At 56.2% G+C, this 13,731-nt stretch carries 10 protein-coding genes; 9 read left to right on the forward strand and 1 reads right to left on the reverse strand.

Annotated features, from left to right (window positions below; all coding sequences use genetic code 11):
• Positions 1 to 190 precede the first annotated feature (190 nt).
• The gene (ycaO, locus tag ES815_RS17310) at positions 191 to 1,951 is read right to left on the reverse strand and encodes a 30S ribosomal protein S12 methylthiotransferase accessory factor YcaO (RefSeq protein WP_142488915.1); all 1,761 of its coding nucleotides are present in this window, start codon (positions 1,949 to 1,951) and stop codon (positions 191 to 193) included.
• Positions 1,952 to 2,089: 138 nt separating this feature from the next.
• On the opposite strand from ycaO, the gene ES815_RS17315 reads away from it, so the two are divergent.
• The 9 genes from ES815_RS17315 to lpxK all read left to right on the forward strand — a co-directional run bounded on the left by ES815_RS17315 (position 2,090) and on the right by lpxK (position 13,716).
• Positions 2,090 to 2,782 (forward strand): DUF421 domain-containing protein, encoded by a 693-nt coding sequence (locus tag ES815_RS17315; RefSeq protein WP_142488916.1) that lies wholly within the window; start codon positions 2,090 to 2,092, stop codon positions 2,780 to 2,782.
• Positions 2,783 to 2,944: 162 nt separating this feature from the next.
• Positions 2,945 to 4,033: a 3-phosphoserine/phosphohydroxythreonine transaminase gene (gene serC / locus ES815_RS17320; protein WP_142488917.1), complete on the forward strand. Its 1,089-nt coding sequence runs from the start codon at positions 2,945 to 2,947 to the stop codon at positions 4,031 to 4,033.
• Between the two features lie 71 nt (positions 4,034 to 4,104).
• Positions 4,105 to 5,388 (forward strand): 3-phosphoshikimate 1-carboxyvinyltransferase, encoded by a 1,284-nt coding sequence (gene aroA / locus ES815_RS17325; protein ID WP_142488918.1) that lies wholly within the window; start codon positions 4,105 to 4,107, stop codon positions 5,386 to 5,388.
• Positions 5,389 to 5,575: 187 nt separating this feature from the next.
• On the forward strand, positions 5,576 to 6,259 hold the full coding sequence (cmk, locus tag ES815_RS17330; protein WP_032617356.1) for a (d)CMP kinase: 684 nt from the start codon (positions 5,576 to 5,578) through the stop codon (positions 6,257 to 6,259).
• 111 nt (positions 6,260 to 6,370) lie between these two features.
• Positions 6,371 to 8,044: a 30S ribosomal protein S1 gene (gene rpsA, locus ES815_RS17335; RefSeq protein ID WP_032617357.1), complete on the forward strand. Its 1,674-nt coding sequence runs from the start codon at positions 6,371 to 6,373 to the stop codon at positions 8,042 to 8,044.
• Positions 8,045 to 8,164: 120 nt separating this feature from the next.
• On the forward strand, positions 8,165 to 8,452 hold the full coding sequence (gene ihfB, locus ES815_RS17340) for an integration host factor subunit beta (RefSeq protein ID WP_032617358.1): 288 nt from the start codon (positions 8,165 to 8,167) through the stop codon (positions 8,450 to 8,452).
• A gap of 213 nt (positions 8,453 to 8,665) precedes the next feature.
• Positions 8,666 to 10,930 carry a ComEC family protein gene (locus ES815_RS17345; RefSeq protein WP_142488919.1) on the forward strand — a complete coding sequence of 755 codons (2,265 nt, stop codon included), beginning with the start codon at positions 8,666 to 8,668 and terminating at the stop codon, positions 10,928 to 10,930.
• A 36-nt stretch (positions 10,931 to 10,966) separates the two neighbouring features.
• Positions 10,967 to 12,715, forward strand: coding sequence for a lipid A ABC transporter ATP-binding protein/permease MsbA (msbA, locus tag ES815_RS17350; RefSeq protein WP_032617360.1), 1,749 nt, complete (start codon positions 10,967 to 10,969; stop codon positions 12,713 to 12,715).
• On the forward strand, positions 12,712 to 13,716 hold the full coding sequence (gene lpxK, locus ES815_RS17355) for a tetraacyldisaccharide 4'-kinase (protein ID WP_142488920.1): 1,005 nt from the start codon (positions 12,712 to 12,714) through the stop codon (positions 13,714 to 13,716). The genes msbA and lpxK overlap by 4 nt, the downstream gene beginning before the upstream one ends.
• The last annotated feature ends 15 nt before the right edge of the window (positions 13,717 to 13,731 follow it).

Raw genomic sequence — 13,731 nt, forward strand, 5'->3', positions numbered from 1 at the left:
TTAGAATGGAGTATTTCATATAAAAAGTAACAATAACCGCCAGGTCGCCATTATTATAGCTACCAATATTTAACTTTATTATTACAACTAAAACTTATTGCCGCAGAAATAAAAAACGGGGCAATAAAAATCGCCCCGTAATATAACGTAGGCGATTGTATACGCCTACTGTTTGTCATGTTATTTAACGTTATTTAGCCCAGAAAGCGCTTTTGGCCTTCTGCAATTTCTCATAGGCCTTCAGCAACGACTGGTGAGCAGGGAAGGCTTTCAGATCGCTGTCCACCGCCTGCAGGCCGTGGAATGGCGCTTCGCCGCTCAGGGCTGCGCTGGCGTTCTCTACCGCTTCGGCGCCGTACATACGGGTAAAGGCGTTAAGATACTGCAGCGGCTCACGATCCTCTTCCTGCGACAGCAACAGCAGCGTCTGCAGGCAGCGGTAGTAGTTCGCGCGCTCTGCGCTGAAGACCGAGGCGTTGAACTCGATGGTCCACTCGGTCCAGATCAGCGCCTGCTCCAGGTCACCGCCTGCCAGCGCCAGCATCGCCTTCAGCTCACCGATACGCAGGGTGTACCAGCCGTTGTCTTTGCCCGTCGCCAGGCCCAGCAGCTCGCGCACGCGGGTGAAGTCGTCGTGGCCTTCGTCGTCCAGCTGGGTGATGAGGTTCAGGTAGTCCTCTTTCTCCCACGCGCTCTCCGGCAGCGCCAGCAGGGTTTCGCGCAGGTGCGCACCCATGCTGTTGTTCGCCAGCCACAGATCTTCTACCGGATAGATATCGGACATGCCCGGAACCAGAATACGGCAGGCGTACACGCCCAGGTGTTCGTAATCGGCGATATACACTTCCTGGTCTTCAGCAGTGAAGATCGCCATCAGCGTGGCAAACTCTTCTTCCGTGGTGCCGGCGAAGCTCCAGTCAACGAACGGATAATCCGCGTCCTGCTTGAACATATCCCAGGAGATAGAGCCGCTGGAGTCGATGAAGTGCGTCTCCAGGTTGGCGTGCTCAGCCACTTCTTCGTCATCGAAGGTCGGCGGGGTGAACACGTCGAGATCTTTCAGGCTACGACCCTGCAGCAGCTCGGTAACGGTACGCTCCAGCGCCACGCCGAAGTCCGGGTGCGCGCCGAACGAGGCGAAGCAGGTGCCGTTCGCCGGGTTGAACAGCACCACGCAGATCACCGGGTACTTACCGCCCAGAGAGCCGTCATAGGCAAAGATTGGGAAACCTTCGGCTTCCAGTTTGGCAATGGACTCCACCACGCCCGGATAGCGGGCCAGCACGTCAGCCGGGATCTCCGGCAGGCTGATGGATTCTGCGATAATGCGGTTCTTTATATGACGCTCAAACACCTCGGACAGGCCCTGAACGCGCGCTTCGTTGCGGGTATTACCTGCGGACATGCCGTTGGAGACATACAGGTTGCCGACGATGTTCATCGGAATATAGACGGTTTGCTCGTCAGACTGACGGGTAAACGGCAGGGCGCAGATACCGCGATCCTCGTTACCTGATTGCAGATCGATCAGCATGCTGGCGGTCAGCTGATTTTCCAGATCGTAGAACGCGCGCAGACGATCGTCGAGGATCCCTTCCGGCAGCTCGTCATCGTCGGTCAGCGGGAACCATTTTTCATTCGGGTAGTGAACGAATGGGCCATTCGCCACGGTGTCGCCCAGCCAGAAATCGGCAAAGAAATAGTTGGTGGACAGACGCTCAAAATACTCACCCAGCGCAGAGGCCAGCGCCGCTTTTTTGGTCGCGCCTTTGCCATTGGTAAAGCACAGCGCGCACTCTTTATCGCGAATATGCACGGACCAGACGTGGGGAACCGGGTTGAGCCAGGAGGCCTCTTCGATGTTAAAACCCAGGTCGGTCAGTTTTTGCTGGAAGCGAGCGATGGAATCTTCCAGGGCGGCGTCTTTGCCGGGGATAAACGTTTGAGTCATGGCGATCACTTATATCGTACGGAAAGCGCGCAATGATACGGGTTTTGCATGGCAGGCGCTATCTCCCCGGCGGTTTCGGCGAAAATAAAAGGCTGGGCTATGCTTATATTGAGTAACCTACTGTAAAGGAATATAAAAATGGAAGCATTCGATCTTCAACGAATGGCCTTTGATAAAGTACCCGTTGAGTTTTTAGGCGAGGTCGCGCTGCGAAGTCTCTATACCTTTGTGCTGGTTTTCCTGTTCCTTAAACTTACCGGGCGGCGCGGCGTGCGCCAGATGTCGCTCTTCGAAGTGTTAATCATTCTGACGCTGGGGTCGGCGGCGGGTGACGTGGCGTTTTATGACGATGTGCCGATGATCCCGGTCTTTATCGTGTTTGTCACCCTGGCGTTGCTCTACCGGCTGGTGATGTGGCTGATGTCGAAAAGTGAAAAGCTGGAAGATCTGCTGGAGGGGAAACCGGTAGCCATTGTCGAAGAGGGCAAGCTGGCCTGGGAAAAAGTACAGCGCGCCAACATGACCGAGTTTGAGTTCTTTATGGAGCTGCGGGTGAGCAGCGTCGAGCAGCTTGGGCAGGTTAAGCTTGCCATTATGGAGACCAACGGGCAGATAAGCGTCTACTTTTATGAAGACGACCAGGTTAAGCCCGGGTTGTGCATATTGCCGGATGAATTTGTGGAACGTTTTATGACCATACCGGAAGTCGGCGAGTATGCCTGCCGACGCTGTGGTCATGTTGAGACTCTATCGGCCGGGGCACATCAATTATGTCCACGCTGCACGAATCCGGAATGGACGAAGGTTAGCCGGGCCAAACGCATCACCTGACAGCCATTTTGTCGGTTTTGTGACAGCCCGCTGGCAGAATGTATTGTGTGACGGCGGGCACATTTTCCGGGTCATAAGTTTTAGACATTGCGGCGCGTGTCACTGAATGATAAAACCGATATCCACAGTTATAACTTATTGCTTTTAGCGTGGTGAGGGGAAATGGCTCAGGTCTTTAATTTTAGTTCAGGTCCGGCAATGTTACCGGCGGATGTGCTCAAACAGGCTCAACAGGAGCTGTGTGACTGGAACGGTCTTGGCACGTCGGTGATGGAAGTCAGCCACCGTGGTAAAGAGTTTATTCAGGTGGCAGAAGAGGCAGAAGCAGATTTTCGTTTCCTGCTGAATATCCCCTCAAATTACAAAGTATTATTCTGCCACGGCGGCGGACGCGGTCAGTTCGCGGGCATCCCGCTGAACCTGCTGGGTGACAAAACCACCGCGGATTACGTTGATGCCGGTTACTGGGCGGCCAGCGCAGTAAAAGAAGCGCACAAATACTGCTCCCCGAACGTGATTGATGCCAAAGTCACCGTGGACGGGTTACGCGCGGTGAAGCCGATGAGCGAATGGCAGCTCTCCGCGGATGCGGCCTACCTGCACTACTGCCCAAATGAGACCATCGACGGGATCGCCATTCACGAAGAGCCGAACTTTGGCGAGAACGCGATCGTTACGGCGGACTTCTCCTCCACGATTCTCTCGGCGCCGCTGGATGTCAGCCGCTATGGCGTGATCTACGCCGGCGCGCAGAAAAATATCGGCCCGGCCGGTCTGACCCTGGTGATCGTCCGTGAAGATCTGCTGGGTAAAGCCCACAAATCCTGCCCGTCGATTCTGGATTACACCGTGCTGAACGACAACGACTCCATGTTCAACACCCCGCCGACCTTTGCCTGGTACCTCTCTGGCCTGGTCTTTAAATGGCTGAGAAACAACGGCGGCGTGGCGCAGATGGATAAGATCAACCAGCAGAAATCTGAGCTGCTGTACAGCGTGATCGACGGCAGCGACTTCTACCGTAATGACGTTGCCAAAGCGAACCGTTCTCGCATGAACGTGCCGTTCCAGCTGGCCGACAGCAATCTCGATAAGCTGTTCCTGGAAGAGTCCTTCGCCGCAGGTCTGCACGCGTTGAAAGGCCACCGCGTCGTGGGCGGAATGCGTGCGTCTATTTATAACGCTATGCCGCTCGAAGGCGTTAAGGCACTGACCGACTTTATGACTGACTTCGAACGTCGCCACGGTTAATCACGCCCGTGTTTATTCCCCCGCGGCCTGGCTGCGGGGTTTTTATTATGTTGAATTGAGAGTTAAGTTTCATGGAATCCCTGACGTTACAACCTATCGCGCGGGTAGATGGCACCATTAATCTGCCTGGTTCAAAAAGTGTCTCGAACCGCGCTTTGCTGCTGGCAGCGCTGGCAAACGGCACCACTGTTCTTACTAACCTGCTGGACAGCGATGACGTTCGCCATATGCTCAATGCGCTGAAAGCGTTAGGAGTCCACTATACCCTGTCCGCCGATCGCACCCGCTGCGAAGTGACGGGCAATGCCGGGGCGCTGCACTCTGCTGACGCGCTGGAACTGTTCCTCGGCAATGCTGGTACGGCTATGCGTCCACTGGCGGCGGCCCTGTGCCTGGGCAGCAACGACATTGTGCTGACCGGCGAGCCGCGCATGAAAGAGCGTCCGATTGGCCATCTGGTGGATGCGCTGCGTCAGGGCGGCGCGCAGATTGATTATCTGGAGCAGGAAGATTATCCGCCGCTGCGTCTGCGTGGTGGCTTTACCGGTGGCGAAGTGGCGGTGGACGGCAGCGTCTCCAGCCAGTTCCTGACCGCGTTGCTGATGACCGCACCGCTGGCGCCACAGAACACCACTATCACCATCAAAGGTGAGCTGGTTTCCAAACCCTATATCGATATCACCCTACACCTGATGAAGACCTTTGGCGTTGAGGTTGAAAACCACAGCTACCAGCGTTTCGTGGTGCGCGGTGGGCAGCAGTACCAGACGCCGGGTAACTACCTGGTGGAAGGCGATGCCTCGTCTGCCTCTTATTTCCTTGCTGCGGGCGCCATTAAAGGCGGCACCGTCAAAGTGACCGGTATTGGCCGCAACAGCGTGCAGGGCGACATTCGCTTTGCCGATGTGCTGGAGAAGATGGGCGCGGTGGTCACCTGGGGCGATGACTTTATCTCCTGCACGCGCGGTGAACTGAACGCCATCGATATGGACATGAACCATATCCCCGATGCGGCGATGACCATTGCCACGGCGGCCCTGTTCGCCAAAGGCACGACTACAATGCGCAACATCTACAACTGGCGTGTAAAAGAGACCGATCGCCTGTTTGCGATGGCCACTGAGCTGCGTAAAGTAGGTGCCGAGGTGGAAGAGGGCGAGGACTACATCCGCGTTACGCCACCGGCCCAGCTGCAGGCTGCGGAAATTGGTACCTACAACGACCACCGGATGGCGATGTGCTTCTCGCTGGTGGCGCTGTCGGATACGCCGGTTACCATTCTGGATCCGAAATGCACCGCGAAAACCTTCCCGGACTATTTTGACCAGCTGGCGCGTATCAGTACGCTTGCCTGACGCTTCTCTGCCGCACCGCCCGGTGCGGCAATTAATTACTTACACTTCATGACGCTGTCATCGTCCAATTCTTCTACACTCAGCTTCAATCATTCCGTAATTTGCACGCAAAGGTAACAGTTGTGCACGTTGACGCGTATAATGCGCGGCGTTTACACAACGGTATGCCTAATTTAAGGAGAAAAAGATGACGGCAATTGCCCCGGTTATCACCATTGACGGGCCGAGTGGCGCAGGTAAAGGTACTCTGTGCAAAGCGATGGCGGAAGCATTGCAATGGCATCTTTTAGATTCGGGCGCAATCTATCGTGTGCTGGCGCTGGCTGCTCTGCATCACCATGTTGATGTGGCCTCTGAAGAGGCGCTGGTGCCGCTGGCCGCCCATCTGGACGTGCGTTTTGTCTCCACCAACGGCAATCTGGAAGTGATTCTGGAAGGGGAAGACGTGAGCGGTGAGATCCGCACCCAGGACGTAGCGAATGCCGCCTCTCAGGTCGCTGCATTCCCGCGCGTTCGCGAGGCGCTTTTACGCCGTCAGCGCGCCTTCCGTGATGCTCCCGGCCTGATCGCCGACGGACGCGACATGGGAACCGTGGTTTTCCCTGATGCGCCGGTCAAAATTTTCCTCGACGCTTCCTCGGAAGAGCGTGCGCAGCGCCGCATGCTGCAGTTGCAGGAAAAGGGCTTTAGTGTTAACTTTGAACGTCTTTTGTCTGAGATAAAAGAGCGCGACGATCGCGACCGCAATCGCGCCGTTGCACCACTTGTTCCTGCAGATGATGCATTAGTTCTGGATTCTACCAGTTTAACTATTGAGCAAGTGATTGAAAAAGCGCTACAATATGCGCGCCAAAAACTGGCAATCGCGTAATCGCGACCGATTTAGCAGTACCCCCGCTGCAATGGATTGACGGCGGGTATGTGAAACAACCCCATCCGGCACGGAGCCAGGTGGACGTTAATATTAACCTGAAGATTAAACATGACTGAATCTTTTGCTCAACTGTTTGAAGAATCCTTAAAAGAAATCGAAACCCGTCCGGGTTCCATCGTTCGTGGTGTTGTTGTTGCTATCGACAAAGATATCGTACTGGTTGACGCCGGTCTGAAATCTGAGTCTGCCATTCCGGCAGAGCAGTTCAAAAACGCCCAGGGCGAGCTGGAAATCCAGGTTGGTGACGAAGTTGACGTTGCTCTGGATGCAGTGGAAGACGGCTTCGGTGAAACCCTGCTGTCCCGTGAAAAAGCTAAACGTCACGAAGCTTGGATCACGCTGGAAAAAGCTTACGAAGAAGCTGAAACTGTGGTCGGTGTTATCAACGGCAAAGTTAAAGGCGGCTTCACTGTTGAGCTGAATGGTATTCGTGCGTTCCTGCCAGGTTCACTGGTAGACGTTCGTCCAGTTCGTGACACCCTGCACCTGGAAGGCAAAGAGCTTGAGTTCAAAGTAATCAAGCTGGACCAGAAGCGTAACAACGTTGTTGTTTCCCGTCGTGCCGTTATCGAATCCGAAAACAGCGCAGAACGCGATCAGCTGCTGGAAAACCTGCAGGAAGGCATGGAAGTCAAAGGTATCGTTAAGAACCTCACTGACTACGGCGCATTCGTTGACCTGGGCGGCGTTGATGGCCTGCTGCACATCACCGACATGGCGTGGAAACGCGTTAAGCACCCAAGCGAAATCGTGAACGTGGGCGACGAAATCACTGTTAAAGTGCTGAAGTTCGACCGCGAGCGTACTCGTGTATCCCTCGGCCTGAAACAGCTGGGCGAAGATCCATGGGTTGCTATCGCTAAACGTTACCCAGAAGGTACTAAACTGACTGGTCGCGTTACCAACCTGACCGACTACGGCTGCTTCGTTGAAATCGAAGAAGGCGTTGAGGGCCTGGTTCACGTTTCCGAAATGGACTGGACCAACAAAAACATCCACCCATCCAAAGTTGTTAACGTTGGTGATGTAGTGGAAGTTATGGTTCTGGATATCGACGAAGAACGTCGTCGTATCTCCCTGGGCCTGAAGCAGTGCAAAAACAACCCATGGCAGCAGTTCGCGGAAACCCACAACAAGGGCGACCGTGTTGAAGGTAAAATCAAGTCTATCACTGACTTCGGTATCTTCATCGGCCTGGACGGCGGCATCGACGGCCTGGTTCACCTGTCTGACATCTCCTGGAACGTTGCAGGCGAAGAAGCAGTACGTGAATACAAAAAAGGCGACGAAATCGCAGCAGTTGTTCTGCAGGTTGACGCAGAGCGTGAGCGTATCTCCCTGGGCGTTAAACAGCTCGCAGAAGATCCGTTCAACAACTGGGTTGCACTGAACAAGAAAGGCGCAATCGTAAACGGTAAAGTGACTGCAGTTGACGCGAAAGGCGCAACCGTAGAACTGGCTGACGGCGTTGAAGGTTACCTGCGCGCTTCTGAAGCTTCACGTGACCGCGTTGAAGATGCAACTCTGGTTCTGAGCGTAGGCGACGACGTTGAAGCTAAATTCACCGGCGTTGACCGCAAAAACCGTGCAATCAGCCTGTCTGTTCGTGCTAAAGACGAAGCTGATGAGAAAGATGCAATCGCAACTGTTAACAAACAGGAAGATGCAAACTTCTCTAACAACGCAATGGCTGAAGCTTTCAAAGCAGCTAAAGGCGAATAAGTTACTCGTAGAGTAACTTGACAGATTGCAGGATTCGTCCTGTAATCAATAACAAAGGGCGGCTACGGCCGCCCTTGTTTAAGCTGTTTAGCTAATGGGTTTGAAGGAACCGGAGGAATCATGACCAAGTCAGAATTGATTGAAAGACTTGCCAGCCAGCAATCGCACATACCTGCTAAAGCAGTGGAAGATGCCGTAAAAGAGATGCTGGAGCATATGGCGACCACTCTTGCACAGGGCGAGCGCATTGAAATCCGCGGTTTCGGTAGTTTTTCTCTGCACTATCGTGCTCCACGCACCGGGCGTAACCCGAAGACTGGCGACAAAGTAGAGCTGGAAGGTAAATACGTTCCACACTTTAAGCCGGGTAAAGAACTGCGCGATCGCGCCAATATTTACGGCGACTGAGTTTGGCCTGCGGGCGAAACTGAGTAACCTCAAGAAAGCACCTGCGGGTGCTTTTTTTGTTTCTGTTTTGCCGATCCTGAATCGACGCTGCAAGTTTTGCGGTCGGTTGCTGCAAACCGATCGTTTCCCGCCAGTCTGCGCCGCAACCTCACATTTTTCTGCCTGACAAGCCACGCGACCCGCCGCACACTGCCCTGATACAGGGAGGTGTGAATGTGTTTGTCAACGCTCGCGACATGTCTGATCCTGGCCATCTTACCGCTGCTGTGGTTGCCCGCGCTGCCGGAGTTGACGGTACTTCAGGCCATAATCGTCGTCGGGGTCCCGCTGGCTTTAATTCGTCATCAGATTGCGCGCTATCTGGGCTTCTGGCTGCTCTTTTTTGCCTGGGGCGGGCTTGCCGCGCTGGGCGAAGTCTGGCCGATGCAGCATCTGACCAGCGGGCCGCAGAAGGCTGAGCTGGAGATCCTGGCGACCGGGGGCGACACGATGTACCAGGCCCGCATTGTCCGGCTTAATGGCAGAACGATGCTGCCCGCGGTGGGCGTTACGCTGTATGGCAACGCGCTGCCGCAACCCGGCTGTGCGGGACAACGCTGGAAGATGACCCTGTCCTTAAGGCCCGTTCATGGGCAGCTCAACGAAGGAGGATTCGATGCCCAGCGCTATGCCCTGACGCAGCATCAGCCGCTGACCGGGCGTTTTACCCACGCAGACGTGGTCGATGCCCGCTGCATCTTACGCGCCCGATATCTTGCCACCCTGACAGCCAGGCTCTCGTCTTATACCTGGGGCCCGGTCCTGTTGGGGCTGGGCATGGGGGAGCGTCTGTCGGTGACGCCTGACATTAAAAATCTGATGCGGGAAACGGGCACGTCGCATCTGATGGCGATCTCGGGATTGCACATTGCGCTGGCGGCGTCGGTCATCTGGCTGCTGGTGCGGGGTGGGCAGTATTTTATTCCGGTCCGCTGGGTGGGCTGGCGAGCCCCCCTGGTGGCAGGATTCTGTTTTGCCGCTTTTTATGCCTGGCTCACCGGGATGCAGCCCCCCGCGCTGCGCACCGTCGTCTCGCTGGGGGGATATCTGGCGCTGCAGCTGAGCGGCCGTCTCTGGTCGCCCTGGCAGGTATGGCGGATCTGTATTGCCGCCATTCTGCTGGTCGATCCGCTGGCGGTATTATCCCATAGCCTTATGCTGTCGGCCTTTGCGGTGGCGGGACTGATTTTCTGGTATCAGTGGATGCCCAGACCCCGTTTATCCGGGCCGTGGGTAGTCAGGGCAGTGGTGAATCTACTGCACCTGCAGCTCGGCATGCTTTTACTGTTGCTGCCGGTGCAGGTGCTGGTCTTTCACGGGTTTAGCCTGTCATCGCTGGTGGCGAACCTGGTCGCGGTACCGCTGGTGACCTTTATCTCTGTACCGCTCATTTTGCTGGGGATGTGGTTGCATCTCGGGATATGGCCCCTCGCGGAACATAAGGTCTGGACGCTGGCAGATGGCTCACTGTCCCTGTTGTTTGATTTCTTAACTACGCTGCCCGACGGCTGGATCCCGGTCGATAAACGCTGGCTGTGGCTGACCCTGCTACCCTGGGGAGCCATTATCGCCTGGCGGATGCGCGGCACAAAAGCCTGTCCGGTTGTCTGTGTCTCGGCCCTGGTGCTGGCGGCCAGTCCGTTATGGCGGGGGAACAAAACGGAAGGCTGGGCGGTGCATATGCTGGATGTCGGGCAGGGGCTGGCAGTGGTTATTGAGCGACAGGGGAAAGCGATTTTATATGACACCGGTCCGGCGTGGCAGGGCGGGGACAGCGGGCAACGGCTGATTATCCCCTGGCTACGCTGGCATCACTTGCGTCCGGAGGGGGTGATTATCAGCCATGAACACCTGGACCATATCGGTGGGCTGGCATCGCTACGCGAGGCGTGGCCGAACATGTGGATACGCAGCCCGCTGCGCCGGGACGGACATGATCCCTGTTTTCGCGGCGAACGCTGGCAATGGCAGGGGCTGACCTTCAGTGCGCACTGGCCCCTTGCCACCGCTCCGCAGCGCGGCAACAACGGTTCCTGCGTGGTCAAAATTGAGGATGGTACCCATAGCCTGTTGTTAACCGGGGATATTGAGGCGCAGGGAGAAAAAGCGATGCTCAGTCGTCACTGGCAATATCTTGCGTCTACACTTATCCAGGTGCCGCACCACGGCAGTAATACCTCGTCGTCACTTCCTCTGGTGCAGCGCGTAGGTGGGCGTATCGCTCTGGTGTCGGCATCCCGCTACAACGCGTGGCGACTGCCCTCGAACAAGGTGGCTCGCCGTTACAGAAAGGAGGGGTATCTCTGGCTAACAACCCCCCGATCCGGGCAAATCACGGTTTCCTTTTCGCAACATGGCTGGCAAATCCAACGCTTACGGGATCAAATTTTACCCCGTTGGTATCATCAGTGGTTTGGCGCGCCCGGAGATAACGGGTAGAATATGCGGCTATTTCAACAAATGCTGGTTTTTTGAATGCATAACGACAAAGATCTCTCCACGTGGCAGACCTTCCGCCGACTCTGGCCGGTGATTGCACCCTTCAGAACGGGCCTTATCGTGGCGGGCGTAGCGTTAATCCTCAACGCAGCCAGCGATACCTTCATGTTATCGCTCCTCAAACCGTTACTGGACGACGGTTTTGGTAAAACGGACCGCTCAGTGTTGCTCTGGATGCCACTGGTGGTTATCGGCCTGATGATTTTACGCGGCATCACCAGCTATATCTCCAGCTACTGCCTCTCCTGGGTATCGGGCAAAGTCGTCATGACCATGCGCCGTCGCCTGTTCAGCCACATGATGGGCATGCCGGTAGCGTTTTTCGACAAGCAGTCCACCGGTACCTTGCTGTCGCGTATTACCTACGACTCCGAGCAGGTTGCCTCCTCCTCCTCCAGCGCGCTGATCACCGTCGTGCGTGAAGGGGCCTCAATCATTGGCCTGTTCGTCCTGATGTTCTGGTACAGCTGGCAGCTGTCGCTGATCCTTATCGTACTGGCGCCGATTGTGTCGATAGCGATCCGCGTTGTCTCCAAACGTTTCCGCAGCATCAGTAAGAACATGCAGAACACGATGGGGCAGGTAACTACCAGCGCGGAGCAGATGCTGAAAGGGCACAAAGAGGTGCTCATTTTTGGTGGTCAGGAAGTGGAAACCAAACGCTTCGATAAGGTCAGCAATAAGATGCGCCTGCAGGGGATGAAGATGGTTTCCGCCTCTTCCATCTCCGATCCGATTATTCAGCTTATCGCCTCTCTGGCACTGGCCTTTGTACTGTATGCCGCCAGCTTCCCGAGCGTGATGGAAACCTTAACCGCCGGTACCATTACCGTCGTCTTCTCGTCGATGATCGCCCTGATGCGCCCGCTGAAGTCGTTAACCAACGTTAACGCCCAGTTCCAGCGCGGGATGGCCGCCTGTCAGACGCTGTTTGCGATCCTCGATTCCGAACAGGAAAAAGACGAAGGCAAACGCGTGATCGAGCGTTCAACCGGCGATGTTGAATTCCGCAACGTGACCTTTACCTATCCGGGTCGTGATGCGCCTGCCTTGCGTAACATCAATCTGAAGATCCCGGCAGGGAAGACCGTGGCGCTGGTGGGTCGCTCTGGCTCGGGTAAATCGACCATCGCCAGCCTGATCACCCGCTTCTACGATATTGATGAGGGTGAGATCCTGATTGATGGCCACGATCTGCGGGAGTACACCCTGAGGTCGCTGCGTAATCAGGTCGCTCTGGTTTCGCAGAATGTGCATTTGTTCAACGACACCGTCGCCAATAACATTGCGTATGCCCGTAACGAAGAGTACAGCCGTGAGCAGATTGAAGCGGCGGCGCGAATGGCCTACGCCATGGACTTCATCAATAAGATGGATAACGGCCTGGATACTATTATCGGTGAAAATGGCGTGCTGCTCTCCGGCGGTCAGCGCCAGCGTATCGCCATTGCCCGTGCGCTGCTGCGTGACAGCCCGATCCTGATCCTCGATGAAGCCACCTCGGCGCTGGATACGGAATCCGAACGCGCCATCCAGTCTGCGCTGGATGAGCTGCAGAAGAACCGTACTTCGCTGGTAATCGCACACCGCCTGTCGACCATCGAAAAAGCCGACGAAATCGTGGTGGTGGAAGATGGCTACATCGTCGAGCGCGGCAGCCATACCGATCTGCTGGCGCATCAGGGCGTGTATGCGCAACTTCATAAGATGCAGTTTGGCGCATGATTGCCCGCATCTGGTCCGGTGAGTCTCCGCTCTGGCTGCTGCTGTTGCCGCTCTCCTGGCTGTATGGCCTGGTCAGCGGCTTGATTCGTCTCAGCTATAAAGTGGGGCTCAAACGGGCCTGGCGTGCCCCGGTACCGGTGGTGGTGGTGGGTAACCTCACCGCCGGCGGCAACGGCAAAACGCCGGTGGTGATCTGGCTGGTGGAACAGCTGACCAGACGCGGTATCCGCGTGGGGGTCGTCTCCCGGGGATACGGCGGTAAGGCGGAGCGCTATCCACTGCTGTTGACCCCGCAAACCACCACCGCAGAAGCGGGGGATGAGCCGGTGCTGATCTTTCAGCGCACCGGTGCGCCGGTGGCGGTCTCGCCGGTGCGTAGCGAGGCGGTTCAGGCTCTGCTGAACCAGACGGATGTGCAGATTGTTATCACCGACGACGGGCTGCAGCACTACGCCCTGGCCCGGGACAAAGAGATTGTGGTGATTGACGGCGTGCGCCGCTTTGGTAACGGCTGGTGGTTACCCGCCGGGCCGATGCGCGAGCGCGCGTCTCGCTTACGTTCCGTGGATGCGGTCATCGTCAACGGCGGTACGGCGCAGGCGGGAGAGATCCCGATGCAGCTGCGCCCTGGCCTGGCCGTGAATCTGCTGACCGGCGAGCGGCGTGATGTCGCTGAACTCCCTGGTCTGGTGGCAATGGCCGGTATTGGTCATCCCCCGCGCTTTTTCTCTACTCTCGAAGCCTGCGGTGCCCGGCTTCTCAACAGGGTGCCGCTGGCCGATCATCAGGCGCTGAGCCTGTCGCAGGTTGCAGGTTTTACCGCACCCGGCCAGACGCTGATCATGACCGAAAAAGATGCGGTGAAATGCCGGTCGTTTGCCCGCGACAACTGGTGGTATTTACCGGTTGATGCTGAGCTGCAGGGCGAACAGCCTGAACGACTGCTACAGGAACTGATTGCCCTCGCAGGAGGGGGTAACGGGGTTTCACCCGCGCACTAACTGACAGGACATGGC

This window comes from Leclercia adecarboxylata (genome assembly GCF_006874705.1).
Classification (GTDB): Bacteria; Pseudomonadota; Gammaproteobacteria; order Enterobacterales; family Enterobacteriaceae; genus Enterobacter; species Enterobacter adecarboxylatus_C.

Excerpts from the sequence above, each read along its gene's own strand:
- ihfB (WP_032617358.1), top strand. The coding sequence starts at position 8,165 with ATGACCAAGTCAGAATTGATTGAAAGACTTGCCAGCCAGCAATCGCAC.
- cmk (WP_032617356.1), top strand. The coding sequence starts at position 5,576 with ATGACGGCAATTGCCCCGGTTATCACCATTGACGGGCCGAGTGGCGCA.
- msbA (WP_032617360.1), top strand. The coding sequence starts at position 10,967 with ATGCATAACGACAAAGATCTCTCCACGTGGCAGACCTTCCGCCGACTC.
- lpxK (WP_142488920.1), top strand. The coding sequence starts at position 12,712 with ATGATTGCCCGCATCTGGTCCGGTGAGTCTCCGCTCTGGCTGCTGCTG.
- ES815_RS17345 (WP_142488919.1), top strand. The coding sequence starts at position 8,666 with ATGTGTTTGTCAACGCTCGCGACATGTCTGATCCTGGCCATCTTACCG.
- aroA (WP_142488918.1), top strand. The coding sequence starts at position 4,105 with ATGGAATCCCTGACGTTACAACCTATCGCGCGGGTAGATGGCACCATT.
- ES815_RS17315 (WP_142488916.1), top strand. The coding sequence starts at position 2,090 with ATGGAAGCATTCGATCTTCAACGAATGGCCTTTGATAAAGTACCCGTT.
- ycaO (WP_142488915.1), bottom strand. The coding sequence starts at position 1,951 with ATGACTCAAACGTTTATCCCCGGCAAAGACGCCGCCCTGGAAGATTCC.
- serC (WP_142488917.1), top strand. The coding sequence starts at position 2,945 with ATGGCTCAGGTCTTTAATTTTAGTTCAGGTCCGGCAATGTTACCGGCG.
- rpsA (WP_032617357.1), top strand. The coding sequence starts at position 6,371 with ATGACTGAATCTTTTGCTCAACTGTTTGAAGAATCCTTAAAAGAAATC.